Source organism: Bacillus sp. JZ39 (assembly GCF_053903145.1).
In genome coordinates this window covers 1,379,855-1,395,706 of sequence record NZ_CP096389.1, presented here as the reverse complement: position 1 = coordinate 1,395,706, position 15,852 = coordinate 1,379,855, and the positions used below count along the sequence as shown (strand labels likewise).

General features: G+C 42.2%; 17 protein-coding genes and 2 riboswitches. Of the genes, 6 read left to right on the top strand and 11 right to left on the bottom strand.

All coding sequences use genetic code 11. The annotated features are described in order from the left end of the window. The first annotated feature begins 45 nt into the window (after positions 1–45). From M1D65_RS07330 to mtnA, 3 genes are all read left to right on the top strand, one after another. Positions 46–825 carry a carbon-nitrogen family hydrolase gene (locus M1D65_RS07330; protein ID WP_003232495.1) on the top strand — a complete coding sequence of 260 codons (780 nt, stop codon included), beginning with the start codon at positions 46–48 and terminating at the stop codon, positions 823–825. Between the two features lie 83 nt (positions 826–908). Beyond that, positions 909–1,065: riboswitch (SAM riboswitch) on the top strand. Positions 1,066–1,157: 92 nt separating this feature from the next. Beyond that, positions 1,158–2,351, top strand: coding sequence for an S-methyl-5-thioribose kinase (mtnK, locus tag M1D65_RS07325; RefSeq protein ID WP_032725589.1), 1,194 nt, complete (start codon positions 1,158–1,160; stop codon positions 2,349–2,351). A 7-nt stretch (positions 2,352–2,358) separates the two neighbouring features. Then, positions 2,359–3,420, top strand: coding sequence for an S-methyl-5-thioribose-1-phosphate isomerase (gene mtnA, locus M1D65_RS07320; RefSeq protein WP_003232498.1), 1,062 nt, complete (start codon positions 2,359–2,361; stop codon positions 3,418–3,420). A gap of 33 nt (positions 3,421–3,453) precedes the next feature. On the opposite strand, the gene M1D65_RS07315 is transcribed toward mtnA, so the two are convergent. The 3 genes from M1D65_RS07315 to kinE form a co-directional block, all read right to left on the bottom strand. Next, positions 3,454–3,579 carry a hypothetical protein gene (locus M1D65_RS07315; RefSeq protein ID WP_003232500.1) on the bottom strand — a complete coding sequence of 42 codons (126 nt, stop codon included), beginning with the start codon at positions 3,577–3,579 and terminating at the stop codon, positions 3,454–3,456. Positions 3,580–3,668: 89 nt separating this feature from the next. After that, on the bottom strand, positions 3,669–4,166 hold the full coding sequence (gene ogt / locus M1D65_RS07310; protein ID WP_003232502.1) for a methylated-DNA--protein-cysteine methyltransferase: 498 nt from the start codon (positions 4,164–4,166) through the stop codon (positions 3,669–3,671). Beyond that, entirely contained in the window at positions 4,163–6,379 is a 2,217-nt protein-coding gene (gene kinE, locus M1D65_RS07305; protein ID WP_064671317.1) for a sporulation two-component system sensor histidine kinase KinE, read from the bottom strand. The genes ogt and kinE overlap by 4 nt, the downstream gene beginning before the upstream one ends. A 252-nt stretch (positions 6,380–6,631) precedes the next feature. Between kinE and M1D65_RS07300 the strand changes: the two genes are divergently transcribed. Then, positions 6,632–7,654, top strand: a complete 1,023-nt coding sequence (locus M1D65_RS07300) for an acyltransferase family protein (RefSeq protein WP_003245573.1) — start codon at positions 6,632–6,634, stop codon at positions 7,652–7,654. Between the two features lie 54 nt (positions 7,655–7,708). Here M1D65_RS07300 and M1D65_RS07295 read toward each other — a convergent pair whose 3' ends face one another. The 4 genes from M1D65_RS07295 to htpX form a co-directional block, all read right to left on the bottom strand. Next, entirely contained in the window at positions 7,709–7,879 is a 171-nt protein-coding gene (locus M1D65_RS07295; RefSeq protein WP_166853401.1) for a hypothetical protein, read from the bottom strand. Between the two features lie 2 nt (positions 7,880–7,881). After that, entirely contained in the window at positions 7,882–8,037 is a 156-nt protein-coding gene (locus M1D65_RS07290) for a hypothetical protein (protein WP_003232510.1), read from the bottom strand. Positions 8,038–8,181: 144 nt separating this feature from the next. Beyond that, positions 8,182–9,531, bottom strand: coding sequence for a Ktr system potassium transporter KtrD (gene ktrD, locus M1D65_RS07285; RefSeq protein ID WP_064671315.1), 1,350 nt, complete (start codon positions 9,529–9,531; stop codon positions 8,182–8,184). 173 nt (positions 9,532–9,704) lie between these two features. Then, positions 9,705–10,601, bottom strand: coding sequence for a protease HtpX (gene htpX, locus M1D65_RS07280; protein WP_003232513.1), 897 nt, complete (start codon positions 10,599–10,601; stop codon positions 9,705–9,707). 170 nt (positions 10,602–10,771) lie between these two features. Between htpX and htpK the strand changes: the two genes are divergently transcribed. Continuing rightward, positions 10,772–11,473 (top strand): transcriptional regulator HtpK, encoded by a 702-nt coding sequence (htpK, locus tag M1D65_RS07275; RefSeq protein WP_021479421.1) that lies wholly within the window; start codon positions 10,772–10,774, stop codon positions 11,471–11,473. A 130-nt stretch (positions 11,474–11,603) separates the two neighbouring features. Further along, a complete protein-coding gene (sspD, locus tag M1D65_RS07270) occupies positions 11,604–11,798 on the top strand; it encodes an acid-soluble spore protein SspD (protein ID WP_003218568.1) in 195 nt (64 codons plus the stop codon). Positions 11,799–11,808: 10 nt separating this feature from the next. Here sspD and rsgI read toward each other — a convergent pair whose 3' ends face one another. The 4 genes from rsgI to M1D65_RS07250 all read right to left on the bottom strand — a co-directional run bounded on the left by rsgI (position 11,809) and on the right by M1D65_RS07250 (position 15,686). After that, entirely contained in the window at positions 11,809–12,954 is a 1,146-nt protein-coding gene (rsgI, locus tag M1D65_RS07265; protein ID WP_032725586.1) for an anti-sigma-I factor RsgI, read from the bottom strand. Next, the gene (gene sigI, locus M1D65_RS07260; protein WP_003245855.1) at positions 12,951–13,706 is read right to left on the bottom strand and encodes an RNA polymerase sigma factor SigI; all 756 of its coding nucleotides are present in this window, start codon (positions 13,704–13,706) and stop codon (positions 12,951–12,953) included. The genes rsgI and sigI overlap by 4 nt, the downstream gene beginning before the upstream one ends. Positions 13,707–13,969: 263 nt before the next feature. Continuing rightward, positions 13,970–14,764: a TerC family protein gene (locus tag M1D65_RS07255; protein ID WP_003245669.1), complete on the bottom strand. Its 795-nt coding sequence runs from the start codon at positions 14,762–14,764 to the stop codon at positions 13,970–13,972. 105 nt (positions 14,765–14,869) lie between these two features. Then, a riboswitch (yybP-ykoY riboswitch) is annotated at positions 14,870–14,973 on the bottom strand. Between the two features lie 47 nt (positions 14,974–15,020). Next, positions 15,021–15,686 carry a DedA family protein gene (locus tag M1D65_RS07250; RefSeq protein ID WP_026113618.1) on the bottom strand — a complete coding sequence of 222 codons (666 nt, stop codon included), beginning with the start codon at positions 15,684–15,686 and terminating at the stop codon, positions 15,021–15,023. Positions 15,687–15,852: the final 166 nt, after the last annotated feature.

Here is a 15,852-nt window from a genome sequence, read left to right as displayed (position 1 = left end):
ATGGTTAAATGAAAAAAGTAAAGAAAAATTTGGGGTGTTAAAAAGATGAAATGGACGATATCTTGTCTTCAATTTGATATTTCATACGGAAAACCTTCGGAAAATATAAAAAAGGCTGAATTTTTCATCGAAAAAGAAAGCAAACATGCTGATGTTCTTGTTCTGCCTGAATTATGGACGACCGGATATGATCTGGCCAATCTTGATGAACTCGCTGATGAAGACGGCCGCTCCGCTCAGAGCTGGCTGAAGAAAACGGCAAAAAAACATGGTGTTCATATTGTCGCCGGATCGGTCGCTGTCAGGAAGAATTCTGATGTTTATAATACAATGTACATCGCGGATAAGGAAGGGCAAATCATTAAAGAGTACAGAAAAGCCCATCTTTTTCAGCTGATGGATGAGCATCTGTATTTATCAGCCGGTTCCGAAGACGGATACTTTGAGCTTGACGGCGTCAAAAGCTCTGGATTGATCTGTTACGATATCCGTTTTCCGGAATGGATCAGAAAACATACGACAAAAGGCGCCAACGTGCTGTTTATTTCTGCGGAATGGCCTCTTCCCCGCCTTGATCATTGGAAAAGCCTGCTTATTGCGCGAGCCATTGAAAACCAATGCTTTGTCGCAGCCTGCAATTGTACCGGTTCAAATCCGGATAATGAATTTGCAGGACATAGCCTGATTATTGATCCATGGGGGCGTGTACTTGCTGAAGGCGGCCGGGAAGAAGGCATAGTCCGAGCGGAAATCGACCTTCAAGAAAGCGCAGAAGTTCGGGAGAGCATTCCTGTTTTCGATGATATCAGAAAAGATTTATATTAAAAAATATATTGACAACTAACTAAATTACCTGTTACCATGTTCATCAACTGATAAATTAGAATTGTCAAACAAGTGAATATATTCTCTTATCGAGAGTTGGGCGAGGGATTTGGCCTTTTGACCCCAACAGCAACCGACCGTAATTCCATTGTGAAATGGGGCGCATCTTTTTCGCGCCGAGACGCTGGTCTCTTAAGGCACGGTGCTAATTCCATTCAGATCTGATCTGAGAGATAAGAGAGGCGGACATAGATGTTAAGCCTCCTTCTCTCTGAGAAGGAGGCTTTTTTACAGCCACATATTAATTAATTACATAATTGGAGGTTATGATGATGGGAGTCACAAAAACACCTTTATACGAAACGTTAAATGAAAGCTCCGCTGTGGCGTTGGCGGTGAAGCTTGGCCTATTTCCAAGCAAAAGCACGCTGACATGCCAGGAGATTGGAGACGGCAACTTAAATTACGTTTTTCATATTTATGATCAAGAACATGACAGAGCATTGATCATTAAACAGGCGGTTCCGTATGCAAAAGTGGTGGGAGAAAGCTGGCCGCTGACAATCGACCGTGCAAGAATCGAAAGCAGCGCTCTCATCCGTCAGGGCGAGCATGTGCCTCACCTGGTTCCAAGAGTGTTTTATTCTGATACGGAAATGGCGGTTACCGTCATGGAGGATCTCTCTCATCTCAAGATCGCAAGAAAAGGACTCATTGAGGGTGAAAACTATCCTCATCTGTCGCAGCACATCGGTGAATTTTTAGGAAAAACACTTTTCTACTCATCAGATTACGCGCTTGAACCTAAGGTGAAAAAACAGCTTGTTAAACAGTTTACAAATCCAGAGCTATGCGACATTACGGAAAGACTTGTTTTTACAGATCCTTTCTTCGACCATGACACAAATGATTTTGAAGAAGAGCTTCGTCCTTTTGTCGAAAAGCTTTGGAATAATGACAGCGTTAAAATCGAAGCCGCTAAGCTGAAAAAGTCATTTTTAACGTCTGCAGAAACGTTGATTCATGGTGATTTGCATACAGGAAGCATTTTCGCAAGTGAGCACGAAACAAAGGTGATTGATCCTGAGTTTGCTTTTTACGGACCGATCGGCTTTGATGTAGGGCAATTTATCGCCAACTTATTTTTGAACGCACTCAGCCGTGACGAGGCTGACAGAGAGCCGTTATATGAACATGTCAACCAGGTCTGGGAAACGTTTAAGGAGACGTTTAGTGAAGCCTGGCAGAAGGACAGTCTGGATGTTTACGCCAACATCGACGGTTACCTCACTGATACGCTCAGCCATATTTTTGAAGAAGCAATCGGATTTGCGGGCTGTGAGCTGATACGACGCACGATCGGCCTTGCCCATGTAGCTGACCTGGATACGATCGTGCCGTTTGATAAACGAATCGGCAGAAAACGCTTGGCGCTCGAAACCGGCACAGCCTTTATCGAAAAACGTTCGGAATTCAAAACGATAACAGATGTTATTGAATTATTTAAGTTACTTGTAAAGGAATGATCTATTCATGACCCATTCATTTGCTGTTCCACGTTCTGTTGAATGGAAAGAAACAGCTATTACCATTTTAAATCAGCAAAAGCTTCCTGATGAGACGGAATATTTGGAGCTGACGACGAAAGAGGATGTATTTGATGCGATTGTCACGCTCAAAGTAAGGGGCGCTCCGGCGATCGGCATTACAGCTGCCTTCGGACTGGCGCTTGCTGCCAAAGACATTGAAACAGACAATGTCACGGAATTCCGCCGCAGACTGGAAGACATCAAACAATATTTAAACAGCTCACGGCCTACCGCCATTAATTTGTCATGGGCGCTTGAGAGACTGAGTCATTCGGTCGAAAACGCGATTTCCGTAAATGAAGCAAAAACAAACCTTGTCCATGAAGCCATTCAGATTCAGGTCGAGGATGAGGAAACGTGCCGGTTGATCGGCCAAAACGCCCTGCAGCTTTTCAAAAAAGGCGACAGGATCATGACGATCTGCAATGCCGGCTCAATCGCGACAAGCCGCTATGGAACGGCGCTAGCTCCGTTTTACTTGGCCAAACAAAAAGATTTGGGATTACACATTTATGCCTGTGAAACAAGGCCTGTCCTGCAAGGTTCACGCCTTACTGCTTGGGAGCTGATGCAGGGGGGCATTGATGTCACTCTGATCACAGACAGCATGGCCGCCCATACGATGAAGGAAAAACAAATTTCCGCTGTTATCGTCGGAGCCGACCGAATTGCAAAGAACGGTGATACGGCAAATAAAATCGGCACATACGGTCTTGCTATTTTAGCAAACGCCTTTGATATTCCGTTTTTTGTCGCCGCACCTTTATCTACATTTGATACAAAGGTCAAATGCGGCGCTGATATCCCGATAGAGGAACGAGATCCCGAGGAAGTCAGGCAGATTTCCGGAGTTCGGACCGCTCCATCCAATGTGCCTGTCTTTAATCCCGCTTTCGACATTACACCTCATGATCTCATTTCAGGAATCATCACAGAAAAAGGGATTATGACCGGAAACTATGAAGAAGAGATTGAACAGCTGTTTAAAGGAGAAAAGGTGCATTAAAAAACCGCTGGACTTTGCTCATTTGGAGCCGAGTCAGCGGTTTTTTTGTTTCTTTTTGTTAACATTGATGATTTCATCTTTTTGAGCGCTTGATAAGATATGCAGTTTCACAAACAGTTCGGCAAAAACGGCAAGTTTCTCAGAGCGGCTCGGCTTCAATTGCTTTGTCCTCCTTTTTCATCAGACCAACTTTTTTAACTTAATAAAATGATATGTCGGCCGTGAAAAAAGGGAACGTGCCATATGTTTTATTTTTCTTTATAGGAGATTCGCTCGATGTTTAGCAAAAATGCTTTGATCTCCGTTTTGCTTCCGGCGTATCCTGTTAACGCACTGTTTTTGCCGATCACTCTGTGGCACGGGACAAAAATCGGCAGGTCGTTACGTTTATTAGCCTGCCCGACAGCGCGCACCGCTTTCGGACTGCCGACAGCAGCGGCAATATCCGCATAGCTTCGGGATTCGCCATATGGAATCCTCTCCAGCGCTTGCCACACTTTTTGCTGAAAAGGAGTGCCCTTTTGGCTGAGCGGCAGGGAGAATGTCTTCCTTTCGCCTGCGAAATATTCTTGAAGCTGTTGTTTCGCTTCTGCAAGATTAGGTGTTTCCTTATGCTCAGTATTCTGAACCGTTTCTTTCCAATCCACCCAATCTTCCTGACTGAGAAATAGACGAGTGATCCGGTCCTCCTCTTCGGCAATGATAAGTTCACCGAGCGGCGTTTCGGCTGTCGTATAGTAGTTCATTCATCATTCCTTCTTTCTTCAGCATTCTGTCTGACAGGAAGCGTAATATGGAAAACGGTGCCCTTCCCTTCTTCACTTTCTACCATAATCTCGCCTTGATGTTCTTCAATAATTTTATAGCTTACCATAAGCCCAAGTCCAGTTCCCCGTTCCTTTGTCGTATAAAACGGTTCACCAAGTCGCTTTAATTTATCTTCTGTCATTCCGATTCCCTCGTCTTTTAAGGAGATTAGAACATGATCTTGATCCAATGCCTTTATCGTTACAAAAATATTTCCGCCGTCAGGCATCACTTCGATGGCGTTTTTTAATATATTGATAAAAACCTGTTTCAGCTGATTCGGTTCACAGTAAATCGGGGGAATGTCGTCAATTAAATCAAGTTGCATTTGTACATTGCTGAGATTGGCTTGCGCATTTAGAAGGTCTATCGTGTCCCTCATAATTTGGGTAACATGTTTTTCCTCATACATAATGGCCTGGGGCTTGGCTAAAATCAAGAATTCGGTGATGATGGATTCGATGCGCTTTAGTTCTGAGGTGATCACGTTGAAGTAAAGGGCGTAGTCTCCCTCGACACTCCCTTTCAGAAGCTGAATGAAGCCTTTAAGAGCAGTCATCGGATTTCTGATTTCATGAGCAATGCCGGCTGCGAGTTCGCCGACAACATGAAGGGTATCTGATTTGCGCAGGCGCTCCTCCAATTCTTTTCGCTCTGTTACGTCTTTAAAGATAGCCAAGTTCATATTTTGAATAATATTCCGTTTAAATGAGAATTCGAGTTTTCTGTTATCACCGCTGCTCAGCAAAAATGGAATTTCGTTGTCCATTTCATCAAAATTAATCTGCCTTGCCGGTGATGCCAGATTTTCTATTTCATAAGCAGAAATAATATCTAACAGGCTGTGCTGTTTGATCTCTTCATGTGACAGGCCCAAAATATGGCTTGCTAACGGGTTGGCGTCAATGATCCTGTATTGATTGTCGAACAATACATTGCCGTCCATTGAGCCGTTGAACACTTTTCTGAATTTCAGCTCGCTTTCCCGAAGCTCCTTTTCCATCCGCTTTCTGTCGCTTACATTTCTTAAGATCGTCAAATGCTGATTTTCAAGGATTGTCCGTTTTGAAGTAAATTCAAGCTCTTTGAATTGCCCGTTCCCCATTTGAAACAGCAGCTCTTCTCTGATCTCTCCGTATTTTGCGTATTTCCTTTTCGTTATGCTGTATTTCTGCTGCGAGTCAACGAGAAAATCACACAGCTTTCTTTTCAACAGCAAATTCATCGGCAGCTCAAAAATTTTACAGGCTGATTGATTCGCTTTTACGATTCTTCCGTCATTCGACCAGATGATGATGGCGTCCATTGCATTTTCAAAGATTTCTCTGAAGCGCTCCTCACTTTTAAAGAGCTGCAGCTCCATAGACCGCTTCTCTGTGATATCCCTCATAATGGACATATAAAAACCGCTGATGATGTTTGATGTAATCGTGAATTCAAATAGTTTTTGAACTCCTGAACGAAGCTTGACAGGCAGCTCCCCCTTCGTTTTTCCCTTGCGGTTGAGCGCCTTCCAGATATTGTCGAAATCTTTTCGTGAGCCGCTGTCTATGAACTCATACAAAGATAAATGAGACAGCTCATTATGATTGATTTCAAAGCTTTTACAAAAGGACAAATTGGCATCAATAAAACCGCCATCTTTATCAAACAGGACGATTCCGTCAACTGCTCTGTCAAACAAGTCCTTAAAAAGCTGTTCATTCATAGAGAATTCCCGCTCCAGAATCTTCTTAGAAGATATGTCCCTCATGACAACAAAAAAGAAATCCTCGCCAATACCTCTTTTGGCCAGAAACTCTATGTATTTTGTTGCCCCGCAATCAAGCCTGATCGGAACCTCCTTCCACAGAAAGCCTTTTTTAAAAAACTTCTTTACGGAAAGATTCAGTTCATCCTTTGGGATGGAAAACAAAAAATCCAAGACAGAACGCTTTTTCAAATCTTCCGAGTCAACTTGAAGCATCCTTTCTGTTGCTTCATTTGCCTGAACAATCCGCATTTCGTTATCACAAATAAAAATAGCATCGAGCGTATTGTTGACAATCACTTGATGCTGATTCAATTCCTTTTTCAGTCGCGCGTTTTCTTCTTTGAGGCGATTCAGTTCCTCTCGCAGCTCCGAGTTTGTCTGGACACCAAGAGTTTCCATGCATGTACACTCCTTCTTCAAAACCTATCCCTCAATATTTCTACAAAATGCGGGAACTTCCTTCATTTGCCCTATAAATTTCAGAAAATTTCAGCGCCATTACATTACGAAGACATTTTCTACGATCCTTACCGTCACTTTACATCGACCTAACAATCAGCATTTTTTTAGATTCCTTTTTCATCTTTTATTTTAAAATATGTACCAGCAGGGAATAATCTCTTAGTGACTGATGAAAGAGAAGGTGATGCTATGAGTAAATCGCGGGACAGTTATTTCGATAACGCAAAATTTTTATTGATATTCCTTGTTGTATTCGGTCATATCCTTCGTTCCTTTATTAATGATAATCATTTTATGCTCTACCTCTACAAGTTCATTTACACATTCCATATGCCTGCATTTATTCTTGTATCCGGTTATTTCGCGAAAGGCTTTAAACGGGCGGGATATGTAAAAAAGCTGGCGGTCAAGCTGATTATTCCGTATTTGATTTTCCAAATCATTTATTCCGTCTTTTATTACATTATGCAAGATGAAAGCATGGCAAATGTGAACCCGATTGATCCGCAATGGTCGTTATGGTTTCTTGTAAGCTTATTCTTTTGGAACCTGCTCCTATATCCTTTTTCAAAGCTTTCAAAACAGTGGGCGCTGTTTGTCAGCTGCGGAATCGCCGTGCTGATCGGTTATCTGGACTTTGTCAGCAGCACGCTGAGCTTGTCACGGACATTCGTATTCTTACCGATGTTCCTTGTCGGTTTTTATTTAAATAAACATCATTTTGATTTATTGAGATCAAAACGCGGTAAACAAATTGCGCTCGGAGTGCTTGCCGCAGTATTCGTCATCTGCTGGGGCATCGATTTTGACTATTCTTTTCTGTTTGGTTCAAAACCGTATTCTTCATTTGGAGACGTTACCCTGGTAAGCGGACTATCCCGAATCGGCTGGTATGTACTCGCCTTTGGGGCAACCTTCAGCTTTTTAGCGCTTGTTCCGCAAAAACGGTATTTCTTTACCAAATGGGGAACCCGGACATTTTACGTGTATCTGCTTCACGGGTTTATTATTAAAACATTACGGCAGGTCGGGCTTGAGGATTGGCTTACTGACTATCAAAGCTTAGTGATCCTCTTGCTTTTAACAGCAGCCCTGACATCAGTCCTCTCCAGCAACTTTGTTAAGACAGTCGCTCAGCCCTTCATTGAGCTGAGGATGACCAGCTTATTGCAATTTGTCAGAGGAACGGGCAAAAATGCTTATTTAAAATAGAAAAAGCACCTCTTAAGCGGACGCCGCCTAAGAGGTCTTTTTTATTTTTGTTTTTTATTTTTGTTTTTTTTCTTTTTTCTTTTCAGGCTTGGTGACTTCCAGCGTTTCGATGATCTTCCCGGCATTGTAATCCCCAAGTTCACTTGAGAACTCTTCCTCCAGCACCTTTTTATTCATAGGCTTTTTATGATTTTGCATGTCTCTGCTATGACGGTTTTTCTTCACAACTACATGCCTCCCTGCTGGCCCTGTTTGGAATTGCGGTTTGCCCCTCTAAAATTGGGGTCGTCATGATATTGTGTCTTATATGAATTGGGGTCCATGCTCTCGGTAGGTGTATTGTTATTTTTAATGGCTTCATTCACTTCAGCTTTACGCTTCATACGAATCCTCCTCGCCAGTTTTCAGACATTTTAAGATGCAGGAGCGTAAATTGCACCTGTCGAAGTTAGGTTCTCCAACTGAACAGGAGGCACACATCTTTTTTTTGGCAATCAAAAAACACCGCAAAGTATGCGGTGTTTTGCCTATCCGATAATCACTCTTTCTTTCGGATAGTGATAGTTCGCTTCAATTTCCTTTCTTCCGATCAGATACAGGAAGGTTAGAATGCCGATTCGCCCGATAAACATGACAATCATAATGACGCATTTTCCAACACTGCTCAAATCTGCCGTAATTCCAAGCGACAGGCCGGTTGTACCGAATGCCGAGCACACTTCAAACAAAAGCTCCAGCAGGGAATGCTTTTCTGTAATGGTCAGCATGAGTGTCGCGCCAAAAACGAGCAGGATCGCCATCATCGTGACAACAAGCGACTTCATCAAGTCAGCAGGGTGAAGCTCCCGTTTGAATACCTTTACGGCCTTATTGCCGCGGGCAAAATGAAACAGCGCAAGAAGGTTCAAAGCAAAAGTCGTTGTCCGTATGCCTCCCCCGACTGAGCTTGGCGACGCTCCAATAAACATCAGCGCACAAATAAAAAAGAGTGTGGAATCTGATAATTGGCTGATATCGATTGTTGCCAGCCCCCCGCTTCGGGTTGCCGTTGATTGAAACAGGGACAAAAACAAAACATCATGCCATGATTTTCCTGCGAACGCATGGTTTGCTTCCAGGGCAAAGATGCCAATGGCTCCAAACAAGACAAGTGAGCCGAACGTAATCGTCGTGATCTTTGTAAAAAGCGTAAATGGATAACGCCGATGCTTTGAAAACAGGAAATCCTTTACTTCAACAAGCACGGGAAATCCAATCGCTCCAAATATAATTAAAAGCATTGTAATAAACTGCACAAAGTAATCGTGGCGAAATGGAATCATCGAATTACCGGTAATATCAAATCCGCCGTTTGTCGTTGCACTGATACTGGCAAAAAATCCGTGTAAATAGGCTTCCTGATAGGAGTCATAGTAGGTTAAGAAATATGTGCCGAGTATCAGCCCGCCAAAAAATTCAATCCACAAGATCAGAAACAGTACCTGCTTCATCAGATTGACAATTCCTGAAAACTGGGATTGGTTTTGATCAACCATAATCAGCTTCCGTTCTTTCAGCCCGATTCGTTTTCCCATGATCAGCCAAATGAACGTTCCGAGCGTCATAATTCCGATTCCGCCAAATTGCAAAACAAATGCTAATATAAAAATCCCTATTGTGCTGAATGTATCAGCTGTATCAACAACTGTCAGTCCCGTTACACTGACTGAACTGACAGCTGTAAAAAGCGCATCAATAAACGTCCAATCCGCCCCCGGTTTATGGGCCGCTGGCAAACTCAGCAATATAACGGCCACAGTAACTGCAAGAAAATAATATAATGCGATCAGCTGGGCCGGTGACAAGGCCTGTATCAATTTTCCAAACTTTAATCTCATGTAAAATCCTTCTGCCTCTCTTTTTAAGTACGGTAATTATTCTAAAGATATTAGGTCCATTTTTAAAGGCTTTTACGAAACATTTTCTTAACTTGCTTATTTTTTTATGATTTTAGTCAATGGATAAAATAAAAAACCTCTGAGAATTCTCTCAGAGGAACAATGTGTTTGTATTATTTAGCTTCCAGCCGTCTGATTCGCTCATCTAAATCAGGGTGAGTAGAGAAAAGCGAAGAGCGCTTCTTGCCATTAATCTTTAACGTTTGGACAGCTGTCTGATCGTCTTCCATAATCCGGGAAGAATAGCTTTTAAGCGTCCGCAGCGCATGAATCATCTTGTCCTTGCCGGCAAGATCCGCTCCTCCCCTGTCAGCATGGAATTCACGATGGCGTGAATACGCAAACACAACCAGGCTGCCAAGTATCGAAAAGACAATCTGAAAAATAATCATTGCAATAAAATGAACGATCGGCGCTAGATCTTCTTTGACAAAACGGCTTGCTATCCAAGCGGCGATACGCGATAAAAAGACGACAAAGGTATTAACGATACCTTGTAAAAGCGTCATTGTTACCATATCACCATTTGTGATATGCGCGACCTCGTGGGCAAGCACACCTTCAACCGCTGCGTCATCCATCTGCTCCAGCAGCCCTGACGATACTGCGACAAGTGAACGGCGTTTTGACGGTCCAGTCGCAAACGCGTTTACTTCAGGTGAACGGTAAATCCCGACTTCCGGCATTTTCGTTAAACCGGCAGAGCGGCTTAATCTGTGAACACGATCAACCAATTGCTGTTCCTCATAGCTGAGCGAGTGTTTTTTCGGATTCAGCACTCTGACGCCCATCATCGTCTTTGCCATCCATCTGGACATCGCAAGAGACGTAAAGGAACCGACAAATCCAACGACTAAACTGAACACAAGAAGCGCCATTGGATCGATACCGCCATCAGCTGTAAAATACGTCCCGACTCCTGTAACAGAGCTTAAAACAGACAAAACGATCCCGATTGTTGTAAGCACCAAAATATTCGTTAGAATAAACAGAAAAATTCTTTTCGCCATAACAACCTCCGTTATTTTAAGTTCAAAAGAACCCGTATATTTAAATTATAAAACATCCATTTGAAAATGCAAGGAATTCGACGTATGATGTTAATGTAATTTGCTGACGCTTGAACTTTGAATATATACATAGACCTATATCCGCGTCAAATTGTTTAAAGAGGTGAACAATGAACATTTTTAAACTCTCTCGAACCGATATGGTGCGGCTGCTCTATTCCCTAAAAGGACAAGGAGAACATAGCCCGCTCGACATTCTCGTCCAATCAGCGAACATGTCAGCAGAAAAAGCAGCCAATCATCTAGAAATTCCTGAATTTCTTACAAGATACGAACGAAAAAAACAGAAAAAAGAATACGGTCTTTCTACAAATGAAATCGTAGAGCTTGGCAACTTATGCGAGCTGACTTCGTTAAAGTCAACCGCGATTCAAAACTGGGTAAAGCGTGATATCAAAGATCTGATCGGACACCCTGAGCTGGGCAAAAAATACTCAGTTGAACAGGCAGTTATTCTTTTAATTGTACGTGATTTAAAATCCATTTATGACTTTGAACACATACGGGCTATTTTAAAAGTGGCCTTTAACACAATCTCAGACAGATCTGATGATGTCATCAGCCCGATTGCTTATTATGAAAGCTGCGCATATGTGCTTGATGCCATCCATCACCAAGATACTCCTTCTATGAAAGAATCCAATCTGCAGGAGATCGCCGAACAGGAGACAGAGCGTCTCCGTCACCGTTTTGAAGAACTGAATGACGGCCAATGGCTTAAAATCAGACAAATTATCGCCATTACAGTTCTCTCCATTTTGACGTTCCATATTCAGGCAACCGCACATAAAATGACAGCAGACATTCTATAGTCTGCGTCACCCCGGCTCAGAGGCCGGGGTTTTATTTTTCTCCACAACAATTGCCAGCATAAATAAACCCCGTATATTTCAAACTAAATACGCGTTAAGAATTTCTTTATCGAAAAAGGAGATGAAAAAGATGGCGAGCAGAAATAAACTCGTTGTTCCAGGGGTGGAGCAGGCACTAGACCAATTTAAACTCGAAGTGGCTCAAGAATTCGGTGTGAACCTTGGTTCTGATACAGTCGCACGCGCTAACGGCTCTGTAGGCGGAGAAATGACAAAGCGGCTGGTACAGCAAGCACAATCACAATTAAATGGCACAACTAAATAAATTCAGGTCTTTATTCGCCGGGGGCACTCGGCGAATCTTCATTTTGAGCTGAATTATTATCACTGCTGTAGCCGTTTGGATTACGTCGGTCTGAAGCGTTATCCCTTCTGGACGAAGAACGGTTCTTGCCTTGTTCACCATTGTTCCAGTCCCTGTGATATTGGCTTTGACCCTTGTCAGCGCCGTTATTTTCATTTCCTTTATCTTGAGGATCTTGTATTGGGGTTTGCTCATGGTCCCCATCTTTTTCGGTATTTGTATTTTCATCTGATTCCTTTATTTTTTTATCTTTGTCACTATCATCAATCTGGTCATCCGCTTTATCTTCTTTCTGGTCTCCGGAATCCGCATCATTCAGCTGTTCATTATCTCCTTGCTTGCTGTCCTGGGTGTCAGTTTGATCGTTGTTTTCATCCTCATTTTCATCACTCTTTTGATCCTCTTCCCCGGATGGTTTGCTGGAGTCATCTTTTAAATCTTTATTGTCATTCTTTTCATTTGATTTGATGTAGCTGCCTGTTGAGACGCCTTCTTTCTTCGCTTTTTCCCTCGTTTGCATATCTGACTCGAGAGATTCCATGCGGTATGTCGTTTTATATTTTTCAGTCACATCATTCAGCTGTTTTTTCACAGCCTTTTTATATGTATTGTCTTCTGTGTTTTCATAAACAGTGGAAATCAATATTTCTTTCGATTTCTTTACATACCCGTGTTCACTGCAGTCGGTTATAATATCGTCAATCACCTTTTTAAAATCAGTCTTCTCCCAATCATCTATATCATTCACGACTTTCTGTCCCTCATCGTTTAGAGGCGTCAGTTCAATCACTTCATAATCGCTGTTTAACGCCATTTCGACGCTTGGATTGATATCGATTGTCATATACGCATAGGCCTTATTATTAGAAAAAACGGGGAGAACTATAAAAATAAAGAGCATAATAGCAGTCATCGTAAAAATCCCCATTTTGAAAGGGCGCAGTTTAAAAAAATCAAAAAAGCTGGCCCTTCTGCCCATGCGTGTTTCACTCGGAAGCATGATTTCTTCTCCGATTTCATAGCTGTGTCGATCATTTTTGGCTTTTAAAAATTGTCCGTCAGGGGTCAGCAACGTGACGAATTTTTTATTTTTCTCTACTATAATCCCTCTTCTCATGAGTGCAGCACCCCTTTAAGATAATCTTTTAAATAAATATAATCACCCGTAATGATAATACACATCGCAATAATATATTTTCTGTTTCTCTCAATCGTTTTTCGGCTTACAGAGACAAGCTGTTCAAGCTGTTTGACCGGAAGCTGCTTCTTTGTATACAGGATAGCGGCCAATTCTTCATGTTCAACAAGCGTCATTGCCACCTTTATGGCGTTTTGCCTTGCATCCGTGTGCTTTGGAGAATTTTCAAGCAGTTCTTTAAACGATAAACCATAATCCTTGAGCTGCTTTTGAAAATAGAGGATTTCCTCCCGCCTCTGCTCCTGTTCAATCTGACGGCGGTATTCATCTATGGAAAGCTCGGCTTCAATCAGGCTTTGTGATGACTCCTGATCGTCTCCTTCCTGTAAATCGATATTTATATTTTGTGCGCTTCTGGCTTCTTTTCTAATGTAATCAATGACTTTTCTTTTTATAATAAGCTCAGCAAATGCGAGCAGAGAATTTCCTTTTTCAGGTGAATATTTTTCTATAGCTTCATTAAACGCGATCAGTCCAATACTGAACTCATCGTCTTTTTCATCTATATATCGTTTACAAACGGATGAAACCGTCTTTGCGATAAATGGCTTATATTGCTGTATTAATTCATTTTGCAGATCTTTATTGCCTTTTTGTATACTCTCAACAGCTTTTTCAAGTGTTTGCTTCTTTTTTCCCAATTTAAACAAAAGGCTAAGCACTGGTTTCACCTCAGTTCCTCCCTATAACTACTCATTAATGATAGCTAATTTGATAGGGATTCGCAAAGGAGAAAAAGAAATATTGATTTCCAATGTCTCAATTATGACAAACCATTCTGTCGTCCTATACATGATTTCGTGCCTTTCTAAAGAATTAAGGGGGTTTTATGCGTGTTTTTTGTAACAAAGATGTTATAAAAATGTTATTTTATTTCGCTTATGAAAACGCTTCAAACACAAAAAGACTCTGCTTTTAAGCAGAGTCTTTCAGATTACGCCCGTTCACGGGTGCTGTTTTTTTGTTCGTTTTGTGCGCCCTCCGGCTGTTTTTTCCCACCTGACATAAACCAGCCGCAAACCGCGATTGCTGCTAAGACACCCCAGAATATCAGTTTCCATGTTCCAGAATGGATAAAGTGCTCAGAAACAACCGCTATGTCGCGATGGGCAAGCGTATATAAAGCAAGCTTCACTCCGACCCAGCCGACAATCACAAAGGCTGCTGTTTCTAGGCTTGGACGTTCCTTTAATAACTTCACAAACATGGAAGCCGCAAACCGCATGATCACCAGTCCGATGATACCGCCGGCCAAAATGACGAGAAATTGTCCTCCGTCAAGTCCGCCGATCTTCGGGAGTGATGTCCCAGGAAGTGTAACCGCCAGCGCTACTGCTGCTAAGATGGAATCAACAGCAAACGCGATATCTGCCAGTTCAACTTTTAAAACAGTCGGCCAAAAACCGCTTTGCTTCGTCTCTTTATGTGTGTCTTCTTTCTTAAATACATATCTTTTCAATAAGTGGCTTGCTGAGATATACAGCAAATAGATCGCGCCAATCGCTTGAACCTGCCATACGTTGACCAAAAATGAAATGGCGAATAAAGAGCCAAATCGCAGAACAAAAGCCCCTGCCAATCCATAAAATAACGCTTTTTTTCTTTTTTCCTCCGGCAAATGTTTTACCATTACCGCCATAACCAGCGCGTTATCGGCGGCTAAAATCCCTTCCAGCCCGATCAAGACGAGAAGAACCCAACCATACTCTAATAATAATGCTGCATCCATAAATGATACCCTCCCAAAAAAGTTGTTTTCTTTCTCTTCATCCGATCTTATGCCGGCCGGACCATGCAAAAAAGACCTTTGCCGACATAAGGCAAAGGTCTTGCTAGACATGAATTCAGGCATGCCAACAAAGCCGATGGATACAATCCATGAAATGACGACTTTGTTTCCGGAATACATTCCGGACGCTACTCCCCTTTGGGATTTCAAGAAATATGATTTTATACGTCAATGATATGCGCAGCGCAATGATTTGTCAACGTTTATTTTTCAAAAATACAGATAATTGTTCGGAGTGCGTGCGTTTCTTCCTCTTTTTCATCAGTAAGTAGAGCAGGAAAAGCGCCAAAATGGCTATCCCGATCGGAAGCATATATTGATCAAGAATAGAGCCGACTTCCTTCCAATTTTCACCGAGCTTCACACCGAGATAAACATATACAAATGTAATCGGAAGCATAGCAATGAATGTATAAAGCGAAAACACCCAAACATTCATTTTTGCAATTCCGCACGGTATGGAAATCAATGTCCTGATGCCAGGCAAGAAACGGCCGCTGAAGGCGACAAAGCCTCCATGTTTTTTGAAAAATTCATCTGACTTATCAAGCGCTTCAGGTTTAATAAAGAGATACTTCCCAAAACGTTCAAGAAACGGCCTTCCTCCGTACCGGCCTATCCAATACAGCGTAAGCGGACCGGCCACTCCCCCAAGCGATCCTGCCAAAACAACGCCGGCAAGTGTCATATCGCCTTTAGATACCCAATAGCCCGCAAGCGGCAAGACGACTTCGGCCGGGATAAACTCAATACTGAGCGCTAGAAATATTCCAAAATAAGATAAGCTTTTAAATGCTTCTATCCATGACATAACCAGCTCTTCGATAGCCACCAACTCCCTTGTTTCATGTTTATGTATCATACATTTTTGTTTTTTTGGAAAACGTCAAGATGATTTTAACACATTTTTCACGGTCAGTTGAACTAAAAATAGATCTCCCTCGTATTTCTATCGTTTTGAAGGCTGAAACTCTGCGGTTAAGCAGCCGATAATAAAGAGAGTCAACAAGACTGGAACACACGATACG

Excerpts from the sequence above, each read along its gene's own strand:
- kinE (WP_064671317.1), bottom strand. The coding sequence starts at position 6,379 with ATGGAAACTCTTGGTGTCCAGACAAACTCGGAGCTGCGAGAGGAACTG.
- htpK (WP_021479421.1), top strand. The coding sequence starts at position 10,772 with ATGAACATTTTTAAACTCTCTCGAACCGATATGGTGCGGCTGCTCTAT.
- M1D65_RS07300 (WP_003245573.1), top strand. The coding sequence starts at position 6,632 with ATGAGTAAATCGCGGGACAGTTATTTCGATAACGCAAAATTTTTATTG.
- htpX (WP_003232513.1), bottom strand. The coding sequence starts at position 10,601 with ATGGCGAAAAGAATTTTTCTGTTTATTCTAACGAATATTTTGGTGCTT.
- rsgI (WP_032725586.1), bottom strand. The coding sequence starts at position 12,954 with ATGAGAAGAGGGATTATAGTAGAGAAAAATAAAAAATTCGTCACGTTG.
- sspD (WP_003218568.1), top strand. The coding sequence starts at position 11,604 with ATGGCGAGCAGAAATAAACTCGTTGTTCCAGGGGTGGAGCAGGCACTA.
- mtnA (WP_003232498.1), top strand. The coding sequence starts at position 2,359 with ATGACCCATTCATTTGCTGTTCCACGTTCTGTTGAATGGAAAGAAACA.
- ktrD (WP_064671315.1), bottom strand. The coding sequence starts at position 9,531 with ATGAGATTAAAGTTTGGAAAATTGATACAGGCCTTGTCACCGGCCCAG.
- M1D65_RS07255 (WP_003245669.1), bottom strand. The coding sequence starts at position 14,764 with ATGGATGCAGCATTATTATTAGAGTATGGTTGGGTTCTTCTCGTCTTG.
- ogt (WP_003232502.1), bottom strand. The coding sequence starts at position 4,166 with ATGAACTACTATACGACAGCCGAAACGCCGCTCGGTGAACTTATCATT.
- M1D65_RS07330 (WP_003232495.1), top strand. The coding sequence starts at position 46 with ATGAAATGGACGATATCTTGTCTTCAATTTGATATTTCATACGGAAAA.
- mtnK (WP_032725589.1), top strand. The coding sequence starts at position 1,158 with ATGGGAGTCACAAAAACACCTTTATACGAAACGTTAAATGAAAGCTCC.
- M1D65_RS07250 (WP_026113618.1), bottom strand. The coding sequence starts at position 15,686 with ATGATACATAAACATGAAACAAGGGAGTTGGTGGCTATCGAAGAGCTG.
- M1D65_RS07290 (WP_003232510.1), bottom strand. The coding sequence starts at position 8,037 with ATGAAGCGTAAAGCTGAAGTGAATGAAGCCATTAAAAATAACAATACA.